Origin of the sequence: Bacillus sp. 2CMS4F (genome assembly GCF_023161785.1) — a bacterium.
Classification (GTDB): Bacteria; Bacillota; Bacilli; order Bacillales; family Bacillaceae; genus Bacillus; species Bacillus halotolerans.
In genome coordinates, this window is record NZ_JALNTO010000013.1 from 39,688 (window position 1) to 54,552 (window position 14,865).

The window sequence follows — 14,865 nt, forward strand, 5'->3', positions numbered from 1 at the left end:
AAAACAAGAAGACATTCGGAAGCTTTTGCCCCGCGAACTCTTTTATCATCACTTTATTATACCCGGTCTTAACTGACCGGGTCAATGCAGATAAAAAGCGGCTTTTTGTCAGCCGCTTTCTGATCCGTTAGCTATGTTTTTCTACAAAACGTTTGATTCGTTCCACCGCTTTTTCAAGAAGGTCTAATGATGTCGCGTAGGACAACCGGACATTATCAGGAGAGCCGAATCCGGAACCTGGAACAATCGCGACTTTTTCTTCTTCAAGAAGCGCCTTGACAAATTCATCTACATCTTTGAAACCGCAAGTTTGAGCTGCTTTTTTTGCATTCGGAAATAAGTAAAAAGCACCTTCCGGCTTCACGCAGCTGAAGCCCGGGATTTCAACGAGCTGATCATAAATCGTGTTTAATCTATGCTCAAATGCTTTTCTCATCTCCTCCATTGGCTCAGAAGGTCCGTTATATGCGGCAATCGCTCCGTATTGTGCGATAGATGTCGGATTTGACGTGCTGTGGCTTGCAAGGTTTGTCATCGCTTTGATGATCTCTTCTACTCCAGCCGCATAACCGATTCTCCAGCCTGTCATGCTGTGTGATTTTGATACGCCGTTGATGACGATCGTTTGCTCTTTCAAACGGTCAGACAGCTGTGCGATAGAAACGTGTTTTTTTCCGCCGTATGTAAGTTTTTCATAAATTTCGTCAGATACTATCAGGATGTCATGATCAAGGCATACTTCGCCAAGCGCGGCCAGCTCTTCTTCCGTATACATAACGCCAGTCGGATTGCTTGGTGAATTAATAACGATTGCTTTTGTTTTTTCTGTAATCGCTTTTTTCAGCTGCTCAGGAGAAATTTTAAAGTGATTTTCCTCAAGCCCTTCCACATAAACAGGCTGACCGCCAGCAAGTTTCACCTGTTCCGGATAGCTTACCCAGTACGGCGTTGGGATAATCACTTCGTCTCCTTCATCCAAAATCACTTGGAAAAGGGTATACAGTGCATGTTTGGCACCAGTACAGACAATCAATTGAGACGGTTTGTATTCAATATTCTGGTCACGTTTAAATTTCTCTGCAATGCTGTTCTTTAATTCAGCCAAACCGCCTGAAGGCGTATATTTCGTATGTCCTTCGTTCATTGAGCGTACAGCTGCATCAATAATGTGCTGCGGTGTATTGAAGTCGGGTTCGCCCGCTCCAAGGCCGATGACATCATGACCTGCCGCTTTCAATTCTTTCGCTTTCGCTGTAATGGCCAGTGTGGTAGACGGTGTTAATGCGGATACTCTTTTTGCCAGTTTCAACTTGAACTCCCCCTAATTCGTCTTAAGGCGTGATATTTTTGAGAATCTTTCCAGTTGTAAAGTCCACATAACTTAAACTGTATTGTCCTTCTTTGTCTAAGTACGTTACTTCCCAAAGCAGGACGTTCCCTTCTCTTGCCAGGTGAACCTCTTTTTGCTTTGAAACCAGCCCTTCATCTTGTATGATTTTCGCCGCTTTGTCCTCGGTGATTCCCTCTTTTGCTTCTTTTGAGAGAATTTTTGCTTTTTTATCTTCAGGAACCCATACATATAATTTGATGCCTTTTTTGTCGGTTCCCTTTACGATATAATACTTTTCTTTTCCGACAAATGTTTCGACTTGATCAACGCTGGTGAGGTCGGTTTCTTTTTTCGCTTCAGCAGCTGCTGCTTCGTGCCCCTTTTCCTTTTGTGCCATGGCTGATTTATAAATGTTTGCCGAGACAAGAAGTACTGCTAAAAAAATAATACCAAATATGGCGGTAAATATTAATGCTTTTTTTCTCATCTTCTCACCTACGTACGATAAATGGTAAAAACGGCTTGGTTTTTGTTTTCTTCATCAAGCGCAAGACCGAACATCAGATTATCTCTTTTCAGTGTCCGATTCAGCGTGTCTACAATTTTATAAAGGTCATCCGAATGCTCTACATTAATTGTTGAAAGAATTTCGATTTTGCTTTCCATTTTTTCATCCTCCAAATTGAACAAATATTGTTAGTCATACTCCTTTTCAGGACGCGCCATACTAGTACCACAGAGCGGAAAAACCCGCTTTTACAAATAAAACATGTCCTACTCCCACACCGGAAAGCCGCTTTATGCGGCTTTTATTCACTTTTTTCGGCAACATAAGCTTCAATCTCACTGTCAGTCACTTCAGATATTGCGGACGTCGGCAGAGCGTCTAGAAACAGGCGCCCGTAACCAGCGGTTTTGACCCGTCTGTCTAATATGACAATCGTTCCTTTGTCTCCGGCTGTCCGGAGTAAGCGCCCAATTCCTTGTCTGAACGTCAGCACCGCTTCCGGCAGTGAGACCGTTTGAAACGGATTGCGCCCTTTTTTCCTCGCCAGCTCACATTTTGCAGCATGCAGCGGATGATCCGGAGCCCGGAAAGGAAGTCTCACGATGATCACTGTCGTCAGCTCATCACCAGGGAAATCAACGCCTTCCCAAAAATGATTCGTTCCAAGCAAAATGGCCTGATTGGCTGTTTTGAACGTTTTCATCAGTTTTCCGGGACTGCCACCGGTTATGCCCTGAGCCAAAAGCTGAATGCCTGAAACACTCATGGCGAGCTTGAGTTCCTGATGCACTTTTTTCAGCATGTCATGAGACGTAAACAGCACAAGGATTTTCGGCTGTTTTTCTTTTGCCATCAGTTCGATATAATGTGCGGTATCCTGTATAAATTCAGTCTGCCCCGTATCTTGGATCGATTTTATTTCTTTTGGAATCATTACCTGCATCCGCTCATCATAAGAAAAAGGCGACGCGATCCTCATTGTGCGGGGGAAAAAGTCGCTTAACCCCAAACGCTCAATGATAAATTGAAACGAATTTTCTATCGTTAGGGTTGCAGATGTAAGAACGACACTGTTTTTCCGGGCAAAAAACTGATCAGCAAGAAGCTCGCCCGGTTCCAGCGGCTGCGCATATATAGCTACTGCATTCTTCGCACCTTTAGCATCTATCTCAATCCAAACCGCTTCATTGTCATCTGAGCCAAAGAACAGCTGATTTAGAGTCTGGCAGTACTCCCCCAAATCATTCATGCTTCTACTATATTCATCGGCCAAAAAAGCATTTTTGCTTTTCATAACCGTCAGATGTTCTTCCATCAGAGCCGTCTGGGTCTCAAAAAGCTGCTGCAAATGCGCCAGCATAGAACAAAGCCTTTCCGCTCCATCTGTTAAAATAGGCCATCCTTTATCGTGACTTTTTTTGTTCACGTTAAAGACAAGACGGTTTAAGTCTTCTTTAGGTTTTCTTCGTTTGACAAAAGAATGCACAGAGCTGAAAAACGCATCACTTTCCGCCTGAATATGCTGAATCCACTCCTCCACTTCGAAAAATGAATCCACCGGCAGGCTGTGGCGCTGAAAAAGCTGTCTCATTTTTTTCAGAAGGCCCTGCTCTTTCAGCGTTCCGATTCTGCTCAATTTTGTATGCAGTTCTATGTAAGTTGCTCTTTTTCCTAAATGTTCGCTTGCAGCACGTTCAAAATGGTGTGCTTCATCAATTACAAAAGTCCCGCTATCCGGGAGTCTTTTTTTCCGGCTTGCCTCATCGGTTAGCAGAAGAGAATGATTCGTAATCACCAGATCAGACCGCATGGCACTTTGTTTGGCCCGTTCATAAAAACCAATCACTTGATCCCTCTGTTTTCGTTTATAAGAATGATCATCATATGCCAATCTGTCCCACAGCAGTTTTCCTCCTGACGGCAAATTCAGTTCTGCTACATCTCCCGTGTTTGTCTCTGTCAGCCAAACAAGAAGCTGGGCTTTTGTCAAAACGGCATCATAGTTATCGTCTTCCTCATGAAGCACCTGCTCAAACTTATAAAGGCACAGATAATGCGATTGCCCTTTTAAAATGGCCGCAGTCACCGAAAAAGGGAACATATCTTTGATGATCGGCAAATCCTTCGTCAAAATCTGCTGCTGAAGAAGGGTTGAATACGTGCTGATGACGACCGGCTTTTTTGACTTTTTAGCAAAAAGCGCAGCCGGAATCAAGTAGCCGATCGTTTTTCCGATTCCGGGAGCAGCTTCAATCAGCGCGTGTTCACGATTGGCAAAGGCCTCAGCCACTTCTTTCATCATCAGCATTTGGCCTTCTCTTTTTTCGTACTGGGGCATGAACTCAGAGAGCGCTTTTTCATTTCCTGCTGCCCAATTTTCTATCTCAAATAGAAATTCTTCATCTTCTTTGAGACGTTCAATCACAGGTTCTGGTTCTCTGACAGAAAAAGATGAAAAACGCGTATAGCCTGGCATATCTGTATGTCTGTTTTCATAAATGAACATATCTAACAAATGCGTCAGATCACTGATAAAATGCTGTGACAGCCTTCTTAACTGCTTTAATGTCGGGTAAGGAAGCCGCCTTAGCTTTTCAAGAATTTCCAAAAAAATAAGTCCTGTGACTTCAGCGTCGCTGTCAGCTCGATGCGGCTGATCATGCCGCAGCTGAAGCTCTTCGCTTAATTCAGTCAGCTTATATCCCTCAAATCCCGGAAATGCGATACGGGAGAGCTCAACAGTATCCAGCACTTCACAATCTGGGAGCTGGAAACCCGCTTTATGTAACTCATGCTTCACAAACCCGAGGTCAAAATGGATATTGTGGGCGACAAAGTAAGCGCCGTCAAGCAAATGAAACACTTCTTCAGCCACTGCTTTAAACGGCGGCTGATTTTCTACCATTTGATTCGTGATTCCCGTAAGCTGTTCAATAAAAACCGGAATGGATTTATTTGGATTAATATATTTTGAAAACCGCTCAGTAATTTGTCCATTTTCAATTACAACCGCTGCAATTTGAATGATTTTATCGCCCTTTTTTGGCGAATTCCCTGTTGTTTCTACATCTATAACAACGAACCGTTGCTTTTTCATTAAAATGGACACCTCAATTCTTGCATACGACAAAAGTGTAACACGTTTTGTACGGAAATGGAGCGACAAAACCGTTTTACGCTGAAAATCTTAAACGAAAACCCCCGATAAAGGGGGCGGTATATCTACAAAATGGTGCTGGCAGGTTCTTGTCCAAGCATTTGTTCAATTTTGTTTTGGTCATTCAAAACGGCAACTTTCGGCTGATGGTTTGCCGCTTCTTGATCAGACATCATTTTGTAGGAAATAATAATAACCTTATCGCCTTCCTGTACAAGGCGTGCGGCAGCTCCGTTTAAACAGATGACTCCGCTTCCGCGCTGACCGGGAATAATGTACGTTTCCAGGCGTGCTCCATTGTTATTATTCACAATTTGCACTTTTTCATTAGGAAGCATTCCTACCGCATCAATAAGATCTTCATCAATTGTAATGCTGCCCACATAGTTAAGATTTGCTTCTGTAACCGTTGCCCTATGAAGCTTTCCGCTCATCATCGTGCGATACATCATTATATTCTCTCCATTTCTCGAATATCAATAATGATATTGTCTATTAAACGCGCTTTTGAAAATGCAACTGCTACAGCCAGAATAATCTTTCCTTCGAGCTTGTTCACAGGCTCAAGTTCCGGATAAGAATATAGCTCAACATAATCAATTCTGCCGCTTGTCGTTTCAATGATGTCTTTTGCAGCATTGATGACCGCTTCAGGATTTCTCTCACCTGCTCTGATCAGTTCGATACTCGTCTGAAGGGCTTGGTAAAGCTTAGGCGCTTCTCTTCTTTCCTCAGCCGTTAAATACACATTCCGGGAGCTTTTGGCTAACCCGTCTTCCTCTCTGACCGTATCTACAGCAACCAGTTCAATATCCATGAAAAAATCACTGATTAAACCATCAACAACTGCCACCTGCTGCGCATCCTTTAAACCAAAATAAGCGCGTGTCGGTTTAACAAGATTGAACAGCTTCGTCAGCACGATGGCAACTCCGTCAAAGTGTCCTTCTCTTGAACGCCCGCATAAAACATCTGTACGTCTCTCAACATGTATCGTTACATTTTTTTCACCGGGATACATGTCACGGGCATCAGGAGTGAAAAGAATATCAACGCCGGCATTTTCCGCAAGAGCGGCATCACGTTCGAGATCGCGCGGATACGCTTCAAAATCCTCCCCGGGACCGAATTGCGTCGGATTTACAAAAATACTCATAACGACGGCATCATTTTCTTGTCTGGCTTTGTCTGCCAAGGTTAAATGCCCTTCATGAAGAAATCCCATCGTCGGAACAAATCCGATTGTTTTGCCTTCTGCCTGATATTGTGTAATGATTTCTTTCAGCTGTGAGATATCTGTAATCTGCTTCATCTTATTTTCCTCCGTACAAGCCTTCCAGAACTGCCTGATTCATCTGAAAGGAATGCTGTTGTTCAGGGAAAGCACGATGTCTTACATCATGGACATATCCACTGATTGCTGTTTCTATAGTGCCGTCAATTTGCGTATATTGTTTCACAAATTTAGGTGTTCTAACAACACCATGGCCGATAACATCGTGATAAACAAGAACCTGTCCGTCCGCTTTTACACCAGCTCCGATTCCAATGACAGGAATGGATAATGTTTCTGCGATTTTTGCCGTGAGTTCTGCAGGCACACATTCAAGCACAAGCATCATGGCTCCCGCTTCCTCACATTTTATACTGTCTTCTATTAATTTCTTGGCGCTTTGTTCATCTTTGCCCTGTACTTTATATCCGCCTAATACACCGACTGATTGCGGTGTAAGCCCTAAATGACTGACAACAGGAATGCCACCGAGCGTCAAGGCGCGGATGGATTCAAACACTCCCTCACCGCCTTCCAGCTTCAGCGCGTCGGCTCCGCTTTCCTGAACGATAGCTGCGGCATTTTTCAGCGTATCCTCTTTAGACAAGTGATAGGACATAAACGGCATGTCGGTTACGGTAAATGTATTTGGCGCACCTCTTTTGACAGCTTTCGTATGATGGATCATATCCGCAACTGTCACGCCGACAGTTGAATCAAGACCTAGCACGACCATTCCTAGTGAATCGCCGACTAAAATCATATCCACTCCCGCTTGTTCAGCAAGCTTGGCTGCCGGATAATCGTATGCCGTCAGCATGACAATCGGTTCTTCCTTCTCTTTCATTTTTAAGAAATCAAGTTTTGTTTTCACTTTTTCTCCTCCTCATTTTTAGAGGAGATGAGCTGCCGTTTCTTATACAAGCCAAAAAACCTTCCGCTACACGAGAAGGATTCTTCACTTTCTAAAGTTCGGCGAGTTTCATCCCTCTGTCCCAGTCCTTTTTGGATCAAGGCAGACTGCTGCTATGTCTATCTATTTTTTATGAATAGGTGCAGTTCGCAGGCGATACTGCCCAATGGAAGTATATCAAAATCAACAGGCTTGTACCAACTACAATGACCCCATTTCGATATCTGCCGAATAGATTTTTTTTATGCCTTCCTTTGTTTCTAAAAGAAGAACACCCTCTTCGTCTATTCCTAAAGCTTTCCCATAAAATGTTCCGTTTAGCGTTCTTGCTCTTAATTCACTGCCGATCCCAAGCGCATAGCTTTCCCACAGAAGCTTAATCGGCGTGAAACCATGCGCTAAATAATCGCGGTACCGTTTTTCAAAAGAAAGCAAAATATGCTGCATGACGCTGGCCCGATCTATTTTTTCACCGGCTGCCTGACTAAGGCTCGTTGCGGTTTCCTTTAGCTCCTCGGGAAAATCATCGGCCTCTTGATTAACGTTTATGCCTGTTCCGATAATGACTGAACGGACGCGGTCTTCTTCCGCCTGCATTTCAGTTAAGATGCCGACTGCTTTTTTTCCGTGAATTAATATGTCATTAGGCCATTTAATATCCGTTTGGAGACCTGTTGCCTCCTCTATTCCTTGCACAACAGCTACCGCAGCAAGAAGCGTAAGCTGAGGTGTTTTTTGAAGCGGAATGTCTGGACGCAAAATCAGGCTCATCCAGATGCCTGTTCCTTCTTGAGAATGCCACACCCTTGACATACGCCCTCTGCCGGCTGTTTGTTTATCCGCGACAACAAGAGTGCCCTCCGGCGCGTTATCATTAGCAAACTCATGAGCCTTTTTTTGAGTGGATGAAAGGACGTCATGATAAAAAAGATGCTGGCCCATCACTTCTGTTTTCAGCCCAAACCGTATCTCACTTTCACTGAGTTTTCCAGGCTTTTTGATAAGCCGATACCCTTTTCTTCTGACAGCTTCCACTTCATAGCCTTCTTTGCGAAGCTCCTCAATATGCTTCCATACAGCTGTTCTCGAGCATCCGAGAGCATCACTGATTTTTTGGCCGGAAATAAACTCGCTTCCGGCCTGAGAAAATAATTCAATAAGATCGTTTCTTAAGGTTGATCGCATGTCTTCAGCCACTCCTCTATGTGTTCCTTCTGATTGGAGAGCTTTCCCGTTACAACAGCCTGCTCTATCCGCTGTAATTCTTCAGACACCCATTTTCCAGCGGGCTGGTTTCGCAGTGCAAGTAAATCCCGCCCCGTGATGGCAAGATCCTTCAAACTTTTGATGGGCAGGCTTTGATAAGCTTCTCTGACTTCCTTCAGTCTCTCACCGTTCAGCTTCTTGGTTTGCCGGAGCATTGATATTTTGACCGCGGATAAAAGCGCTTTTTCACCAGCCTTGTACATGGACATAGCGTCAAGGCTCTGGCCAAACGTATCGGCAATGTGAGCGGCTTCCTTCATCACTTTTCCAGGGAGCTTCCAGGCTTTCAGGAAAAGCATCGCTTCTTTCAAGTCTATCTGAAGATCAATTAAAAGCGCTGCCCAAAGCTCCTCACGAGAAGCGAGAAGAGAAAACGGAAACTCACTCGCCGTCAGCAGGTTCTCTCGTTTGTGATAAAAACCGGGCAGTTCTTCATAAAGCCCCGTATGTACAAGCATTTGAATGGCCTCTTGGCACGCTTTTCCCAGTAAAAGCTTCTCGAACTCTATAGTTTTCCGTTCGACTGACACATGAGAAAGAAGTGTTTTCTCTTTTATGATCGCTTCTTCTGTTTCTTTCGAAAGCGTAAATCCGAGCTGGCTCATAAATCGCACCGCTCTCAGCATGCGAAGCGCATCCTCCTGAAAGCGGTCCTCCGGTTTTCCAACCGTTCGAATCAGCTGCTGATCAATGTCTTTCTTGCCGCCAAAATAATCAAGAACTTGACCGTCAGCTGTCATGGCCATCGCATTAATCGTCAAATCCCTGCGTTTCAAATCCTCTTCTAATGAGGTGATAAAGTGCACTTCTGACGGTCTTCTGTAATCTTCATAATCTGATTCAGTCCGGAATGTAGTGACTTCATAGGTATCATCTTCCCAGAGCACGATAATGGTCCCGTGCTCTTTGCCGACATCAACTGTCCGCTTAAAAAGCCGTTCTACTTGGTCCGGTGCCGCATCTGTCGCAATATCGACATCTCCAATTGTTCGTTTCATATAGCTGTCACGAACTGCGCCTCCGACAAAGTAAGCTTGGTGGCCTGCTTCAATTAATGTGCGGAGCACGGGAAGTGCTTTGATAAAAATTTGTTCCATGTCATCACTCCGGTTCTGCTAAATCGGCATATATCTGTTCATACTGGCTGACAATCTTTTGTGACGAAAATTCATTATTGAGCATTTCCATGGCCGCTTCGGTAAACCGCTTGCTCAGCTGTTCGTCTTCTAAAATGCGAACCGCTTTGGCTGAAGCGGCTTCGACATCGCCGACATCCACCAAAAACCCGCTCACATTGTTTTTTATCACTTCAGGGATACCGCCAATATTCGTTCCGATGCAAGGCACTCCGCATGCCATCGCTTCAAGCAGGACAAGGCCGAAACTTTCTTTTTCAGACAGCAGCAGCTTCAAATCACTGATGGAGTAAAGCTCCTCGACACGGTCTTGATTTCCAAGCATCAGCACTTGTTTTTCCAGCCCATATTTTCTGACAAGCTCACAGGCCACTGATTTCTCAGGACCGTCTCCGACTAAGAGCAGTTTTGCTTTTGTTTTGCCGGCTATATTGCGAAACACCTGGATGACATCCTGCACACGTTTGACCTTTCTGAAGTTGGACACATGGATCACGACTTTTTCATCCGGCAGTATGCCGTGTTTCTCTTTAATGGCCGCTGTGTTTTTCTTAAGGTATACACGTTCATCTATGAAATTATAAATCGTTTCTATTTTTTTCTCCGGCTTAATTAAATCGTACGTTTCAGCAGCAAGGGCTGATGAGACCGCTGTCACCCTGTCTGAAGCCTCTATCGCAAAACGGATAAGATCTTTTAAGGATGGATCGTAGCCTAATACTGTAATATCCGTTCCATGCAAAGTTGTTACGATGCCGATATTCCGTTTCAGCATCTGCTTTGCGAGATAAGCGCAAACCGCATGCGGCAGAGCGTAGTGAGCGTGGATGATGTCTAAATTCTCCCGTTCTGCAACCTCAGCGATTTTGCTTGCCAATGTTAAATCATACGGCGGATATTTAAAAACGGCATATTGGTTAACTTCAACTTCATGAAAGTGAATATTAGGATGATATGTATTTAATCTGAACGGGATGCTCGATGTTATAAAATGGATTTCATGACCCTTTTCAGCAAGCTGTTTCCCGAGTTCTGTCGCAATGATACCTGAGCCGCCGACGCTCGGATAGCATGTAATGCCTATTTTTAACTTTTTCATTGTTCGCCCCCAAGCACATCATGATCCAGCATCAGCATCCGATTGGAAAAGAAGCCCTCGGCGTACCCTACACCCGCTTCTTTGCCGTACAGCTTTTCTCTTGCTTCAATGATCTCGATATAACCGTTCGTCAATGGTGTTGAAACAGAATTCTGTGACGGTACAAACTGGCTTTTGTAGGCATTGAGGCTTTTCTTTTTATCCTCTATTGTATCCGAGATATCAATAACAAAATCAGGCTGATGAAAACCATTTATCATATAATAGTAGACCTTACTTACTTTATGCGCAGGCAGGCTGTTTTCATCTTTATATTTATGAATTCCTGCTGAAAAGATCGCTTCTTCTACCAGTGCGGCAGCATTGCCGTGATCCGGATGACGATCCTTTTTATATGGCATAAACACCGCTTTCGGCCGGCAGGTTCTAATGACTGTGACAATCGCCCGAATCGCCTCATCACTCATCATCAGCCCGCGGTCAGGGAGCGTCAGCTGAATTCTTTTGTCCACACCTAATATACGGGCTGCTTCGGCCGCTTCTTCTTTTCGCAAACTGACTGTTCCGTTTGAAGATAACTCCGCTTCAGTCAAATCGCATATCATGGTTTTTTTTCCCTGTTTGACAAGCTTTGCTATTGTGCCGCCCATACCGATCTCGACATCATCACTATGGGCGCCAAAAGCAAGAACGTCAGCATTATACATGAGGTTCTTCTCCCCGAAGAAGATTGCGGAATTCAAAAACGCCTTCATCAAGTGTGCGAACAAGTATTTCTGCAGTTCCCATATTGGTGGCAAGCGGAATCGAATAAACATCACATAAACGGATTAATGCCGAGACATCCGGTTCATGCGGCTGTGCGGTCAGCGGGTCGCGCAAAAAGATAACTAGGTCAAGTGCGTTAGCGGCAATTAACGCGCCGATTTGCTGGTCTCCGCCTAAAGGGCCGGATTGAAAACGCTGGATTTGAAGGCCGGTTGCCTCTTGAATTTTCAATCCCGTTGTTCCCGTTGCATATAGATCATGATGACTCAAAATCTCTTGATAAGCGGTTGTAAATTGGATCATATCCTGTTTCTTCTTGTCATGCGCGATCAAAGCAATTTTCATCATTTATCCCCCTGTCTAATCAATGATATTTTCCAATCCGTAGACAAGCTGATCAATCTTCATGACTTGTTCTACAGACAGTTTTACACCGGACATGAAGGAAGCACGGTTATAAGAATCATGACGGATCTGCAGCGTTTGGCCGTCCATGCCGAACATCACTTCCTGATGGGCGATCAACCCTGGAAGACGAACACTGTGCAGACGGATTCCGTTTAGCTCCGCACCTCTTGCTCCTGGAAGGATTTCTTTTTCATCTGGATGTCCTTGCTGTTTTTCTTTTCGAACCTCGGAAATCATTTCAGCGGTTTTGAGAGCCGTTCCGCTTGGCGCATCAAGCTTCTGATCATGGTGAAGCTCAATAATCTCAACATCATCGAAGTAATTGGCAGCCATTTTTGAGAATTTCATCATGAGTACCGCACCCAATGCAAAATTTGGAGCGATGATAGCCCCGATCCCTTTTTCTTCTGTCAGAGATGTAAGTTCTTTCAAATCAGCTTCAGAGAAACCGGTCGTACCCACTACAGGGCGGACACCGTGTTCTAATGCAACTTTTGTATGTACTTTCCCGATTTCGGGTGTAGTTAAATCGATCAATACATCTGGTTTTGTTTCTGTAAAGCAGGCATGGATATCTGTGTAAATAAGAGCATCAGACTCAACAGACATCACATCAGATAATTTGTGCTGATCGTATGTATGGTCAACTGCTCCGACTAGGTCAAAATGAGGTGTTTTTTCCGCCAATTTAACAGCTTCTTGCCCCATTCTTCCCCGCGGTCCTGCAATGACTACTTTAATTGTTTCGTTTGTCATCTTGATCTCCTCTACTTTCCTTCTTCTTTTCTTGTCCAGCGGTCTTTATCTCTTGTATTAAATTTATGCATGACTCGGTCGTGGGCTTCCTCTAATGAAATATCAAGTGAGTTGGCTAAACAAACCAATACAAACAGCACATCACCCATTTCCTCTTCCATGCTTTTATCATCTTCAGTCGCTTTTTTTGGTTTTTCTCCATAACGATGATTGACTTCTCTTGCAAGCTCGCCCAGTTCTTCGGTTAATCTTGCCATCATGGCAAGCGGGCTGAAATACCCTTCTTTAAATTGGCCGATGTAGCGGTCCACCTCAGCCTGTATATCTTTCATTGTTTTATCATTCACTGCACGAAACCTCCTATCATCCTCTTACATGTTAGCTAATTCGGATACGTTTGACAAATGTTTAAGCACGTTTGCTGTTTTCTTTTGCATCCACTATAATATAAACGCTATCTAATGGAAGGAAAAGGGGTTTTGTGTGATGCTTGGAGAAATTAGATTAAAAAACATATTTTTTATTTTAATCGGTGCAGCAATTTTTTCATTTGGCCTGGTTCATTTCAATATGCAAAACAATCTGGCAGAGGGTGGATTCACGGGAATTACACTATTGCTTTATGCCCTTTTCCATATTAGTCCTTCTATTTCAAACCTGGTTTTGAATATCCCGATCTTTTTTATCGGCTGGCGTTTGCTGGGCAAGACGATGTTTGTATACACCCTAGTTGGTACTGTAGCACTGTCTTTATTCCTCAGCATTTTTCAGCGATATGAAATACATATGCCCCTTCAGCATGATCTTGCGCTTGCCGCTTTATTTGCCGGCGTATTCATTGGAGCCGGCTTAGGCATTATTTTTAAGTTCGGCGGTACGACGGGCGGGGTTGATATCATTGCCCGTTTGGTCAATAAGTATTTTGGGATACCAATGGGCCGAACGATGTTTGCTTTCGATGCTTGCGTGATCATTTTATCATTGCTTACCTATCTCTCTTACAAAGAAGCCATGTACACATTGGTTGCCGTATTTGTGGCGGCAAGACTGATTGATTTTATCCAGGAAGGCGGATACGCAGCTAAAGGTGCAACAATCATCTCTTTTAAAAACGACCAGATTCAGAAGAAAATTCTTGAGGAAATGGAACGGGGCGTTACCATTTTGAAAGGACAGGGATCCTACACGAAAGAGGATCTAGACGTGCTGTATTGTGTAGTGCCCAAAAACGAACTGGTCATGCTGAAAAGTGTGATTAACTCCATTGACCCTCATGCCTTTGTCGCGGTCAGCGATGTCCACGATGTGCTTGGAGAAGGATTTACACTCGATGAAAATAAAAATCCGCTCCCGCGCTAATGTTTTTTGATAACAAAAGGCAAAAGGCGGCTGCCGCCGCCCCTCTTACTCATTTTGGATAATCCCGCTTTTTTAGTTTCCTTTTCTCCGCTCTGTATTTTCTGTAACCGACATAAGTAAGTGCAGTAATGATGATACTGCCTGTAGTGATCATCACCCATAACAAAGACGGATCTGCATCATCCTCTTCCACCCTGTCAAATACACTCTTCAGATCGTTCTGGAGTAGGGAAAGCCGTTCAAGCTTCGTACTCTCGGTCATTTGCTGAAACCCCTCTTGCTCAATCACTTCAATATGTTTTCCGACTGTATCAAGCTGATCTTCTGATATATCGATTGTAAGACTTGGATAAATCAAATCATACAAGCTGATAAATTCGTTCCACTTTTCATGAAAGCTCGTACTTTCATTTTTTTGGACATCCTGCTTGAGTGCGGCAAAGACCTCCATAATCGGCTTCTCCAGTGACCCCCAAAGGGGATCAGACTGATTGTCAACAGCATCCATCAGCATTCTGAACTGCGCGGCTGCTCTGAGCTTTTGTGTGTCTGATGCATCAGCCTGTTTTAAACTCCGTACCATATCGTTATAGCCCAAAGTAATTTGGCGAATTTGGGCTCCAGTTAACATGCTGTCTTGCTTCTGTTTTTCAGCGGATTTTAATGTTTTTTCAAAATAAGATAAGACTTGCAGCGCCTCTTCATATTTCGACTGGCGGGTCATTTGAAAAACCGTATCGGATAAATCATTCAATTCCTTGAGGCTTCCCCGCTCTTCAGCCTTGGCATTCCCATTATAAAAAATAAGAGCAATCAACAAACAGATCGTCAGCTTTCGTTTCATGCAGGTCCCTCCCACTCTCTCTCCTTACAGAATATGAAGGAAAGGACA

The 14,865-nt window shown here is 43.9% G+C and carries 16 protein-coding genes; 1 reads left to right on the forward strand and 15 read right to left on the reverse strand.

The window, feature by feature from the left end; translation table 11 throughout:
* Positions 1-127: 127 nt before the first annotated feature.
* The 14 genes from aspB to MTN95_RS16840 all read right to left on the reverse strand — a co-directional run bounded on the left by aspB (position 128) and on the right by MTN95_RS16840 (position 12,961).
* Positions 128-1,309, reverse strand: coding sequence for a pyridoxal phosphate-dependent aminotransferase (aspB, locus tag MTN95_RS16775; protein WP_248339056.1), 1,182 nt, complete (start codon positions 1,307-1,309; stop codon positions 128-130).
* A 22-nt stretch (positions 1,310-1,331) separates the two neighbouring features.
* A complete protein-coding gene (tseB, locus tag MTN95_RS16780; RefSeq protein ID WP_024121839.1) occupies positions 1,332-1,817 on the reverse strand; it encodes a cell wall elongation/penicillin-binding protein regulator TseB in 486 nt (161 codons plus the stop codon).
* A gap of 8 nt (positions 1,818-1,825) precedes the next feature.
* Positions 1,826-1,996, reverse strand: coding sequence for a YpmA family protein (locus MTN95_RS16785; RefSeq protein ID WP_003225588.1), 171 nt, complete (start codon positions 1,994-1,996; stop codon positions 1,826-1,828).
* A gap of 143 nt (positions 1,997-2,139) precedes the next feature.
* A complete protein-coding gene (gene dinG, locus MTN95_RS16790; RefSeq protein WP_248339058.1) occupies positions 2,140-4,935 on the reverse strand; it encodes an ATP-dependent DNA helicase DinG in 2,796 nt (931 codons plus the stop codon).
* Between the two features lie 125 nt (positions 4,936-5,060).
* The gene (panD, locus tag MTN95_RS16795; RefSeq protein ID WP_044156733.1) at positions 5,061-5,444 is read right to left on the reverse strand and encodes an aspartate 1-decarboxylase; all 384 of its coding nucleotides are present in this window, start codon (positions 5,442-5,444) and stop codon (positions 5,061-5,063) included.
* Between the two features lie 2 nt (positions 5,445-5,446).
* Positions 5,447-6,307 carry a pantoate--beta-alanine ligase gene (gene panC / locus MTN95_RS16800; protein WP_105954963.1) on the reverse strand — a complete coding sequence of 287 codons (861 nt, stop codon included), beginning with the start codon at positions 6,305-6,307 and terminating at the stop codon, positions 5,447-5,449.
* Between the two features lies 1 nt (position 6,308).
* Positions 6,309-7,142, reverse strand: coding sequence for a 3-methyl-2-oxobutanoate hydroxymethyltransferase (gene panB, locus MTN95_RS16805; RefSeq protein WP_105954962.1), 834 nt, complete (start codon positions 7,140-7,142; stop codon positions 6,309-6,311).
* 240 nt (positions 7,143-7,382) lie between these two features.
* On the reverse strand, positions 7,383-8,366 hold the full coding sequence (locus MTN95_RS16810) for a biotin--[acetyl-CoA-carboxylase] ligase (RefSeq protein WP_227597590.1): 984 nt from the start codon (positions 8,364-8,366) through the stop codon (positions 7,383-7,385).
* Positions 8,351-9,544, reverse strand: a complete 1,194-nt coding sequence (locus tag MTN95_RS16815) for a CCA tRNA nucleotidyltransferase (protein WP_248339060.1) — start codon at positions 9,542-9,544, stop codon at positions 8,351-8,353. Before MTN95_RS16815 ends, MTN95_RS16810 begins: the two co-directional genes overlap by 16 nt.
* Positions 9,545-9,548: 4 nt before the next feature.
* The gene (bshA, locus tag MTN95_RS16820; protein ID WP_024121846.1) at positions 9,549-10,682 is read right to left on the reverse strand and encodes an N-acetyl-alpha-D-glucosaminyl L-malate synthase BshA; all 1,134 of its coding nucleotides are present in this window, start codon (positions 10,680-10,682) and stop codon (positions 9,549-9,551) included.
* Positions 10,679-11,389 (reverse strand): bacillithiol biosynthesis deacetylase BshB1, encoded by a 711-nt coding sequence (bshB1, locus tag MTN95_RS16825; protein ID WP_248339062.1) that lies wholly within the window; start codon positions 11,387-11,389, stop codon positions 10,679-10,681. The genes bshA and bshB1 overlap by 4 nt, the downstream gene beginning before the upstream one ends.
* Positions 11,382-11,795 (reverse strand): methylglyoxal synthase, encoded by a 414-nt coding sequence (mgsA, locus tag MTN95_RS16830; protein WP_044155160.1) that lies wholly within the window; start codon positions 11,793-11,795, stop codon positions 11,382-11,384. Before mgsA ends, bshB1 begins: the two co-directional genes overlap by 8 nt.
* Positions 11,796-11,810: 15 nt before the next feature.
* Positions 11,811-12,614, reverse strand: a complete 804-nt coding sequence (gene dapB / locus MTN95_RS16835; protein WP_105954957.1) for a 4-hydroxy-tetrahydrodipicolinate reductase — start codon at positions 12,612-12,614, stop codon at positions 11,811-11,813.
* 11 nt (positions 12,615-12,625) lie between these two features.
* Positions 12,626-12,961 carry a nucleotide pyrophosphohydrolase gene (locus MTN95_RS16840; protein ID WP_105954956.1) on the reverse strand — a complete coding sequence of 112 codons (336 nt, stop codon included), beginning with the start codon at positions 12,959-12,961 and terminating at the stop codon, positions 12,626-12,628.
* Positions 12,962-13,100: 139 nt separating this feature from the next.
* Between MTN95_RS16840 and MTN95_RS16845 the strand changes: the two genes are divergently transcribed.
* Positions 13,101-13,973, forward strand: coding sequence for a YitT family protein (locus tag MTN95_RS16845; protein ID WP_105954955.1), 873 nt, complete (start codon positions 13,101-13,103; stop codon positions 13,971-13,973).
* A gap of 49 nt (positions 13,974-14,022) precedes the next feature.
* On the opposite strand, the gene ypjB is transcribed toward MTN95_RS16845, so the two are convergent.
* Positions 14,023-14,817 (reverse strand): sporulation protein YpjB, encoded by a 795-nt coding sequence (gene ypjB, locus MTN95_RS16850; protein ID WP_105954954.1) that lies wholly within the window; start codon positions 14,815-14,817, stop codon positions 14,023-14,025.
* Positions 14,818-14,865: the final 48 nt, after the last annotated feature.

Excerpts from the sequence above, each read along its gene's own strand:
- MTN95_RS16810 (WP_227597590.1), bottom strand. The coding sequence starts at position 8,366 with ATGCGATCAACCTTAAGAAACGATCTTATTGAATTATTTTCTCAGGCC.
- mgsA (WP_044155160.1), bottom strand. The coding sequence starts at position 11,795 with ATGAAAATTGCTTTGATCGCGCATGACAAGAAGAAACAGGATATGATC.
- dapB (WP_105954957.1), bottom strand. The coding sequence starts at position 12,614 with ATGACAAACGAAACAATTAAAGTAGTCATTGCAGGACCGCGGGGAAGA.
- MTN95_RS16815 (WP_248339060.1), bottom strand. The coding sequence starts at position 9,544 with ATGGAACAAATTTTTATCAAAGCACTTCCCGTGCTCCGCACATTAATT.
- tseB (WP_024121839.1), bottom strand. The coding sequence starts at position 1,817 with ATGAGAAAAAAAGCATTAATATTTACCGCCATATTTGGTATTATTTTT.
- dinG (WP_248339058.1), bottom strand. The coding sequence starts at position 4,935 with ATGAAAAAGCAACGGTTCGTTGTTATAGATGTAGAAACAACAGGGAAT.
- bshB1 (WP_248339062.1), bottom strand. The coding sequence starts at position 11,389 with ATGTATAATGCTGACGTTCTTGCTTTTGGCGCCCATAGTGATGATGTC.
- panD (WP_044156733.1), bottom strand. The coding sequence starts at position 5,444 with ATGTATCGCACGATGATGAGCGGAAAGCTTCATAGGGCAACGGTTACA.
- panC (WP_105954963.1), bottom strand. The coding sequence starts at position 6,307 with ATGAAGCAGATTACAGATATCTCACAGCTGAAAGAAATCATTACACAA.
- MTN95_RS16845 (WP_105954955.1), top strand. The coding sequence starts at position 13,101 with ATGCTTGGAGAAATTAGATTAAAAAACATATTTTTTATTTTAATCGGT.
- bshA (WP_024121846.1), bottom strand. The coding sequence starts at position 10,682 with ATGAAAAAGTTAAAAATAGGCATTACATGCTATCCGAGCGTCGGCGGC.
- MTN95_RS16785 (WP_003225588.1), bottom strand. The coding sequence starts at position 1,996 with ATGGAAAGCAAAATCGAAATTCTTTCAACAATTAATGTAGAGCATTCG.
- ypjB (WP_105954954.1), bottom strand. The coding sequence starts at position 14,817 with ATGAAACGAAAGCTGACGATCTGTTTGTTGATTGCTCTTATTTTTTAT.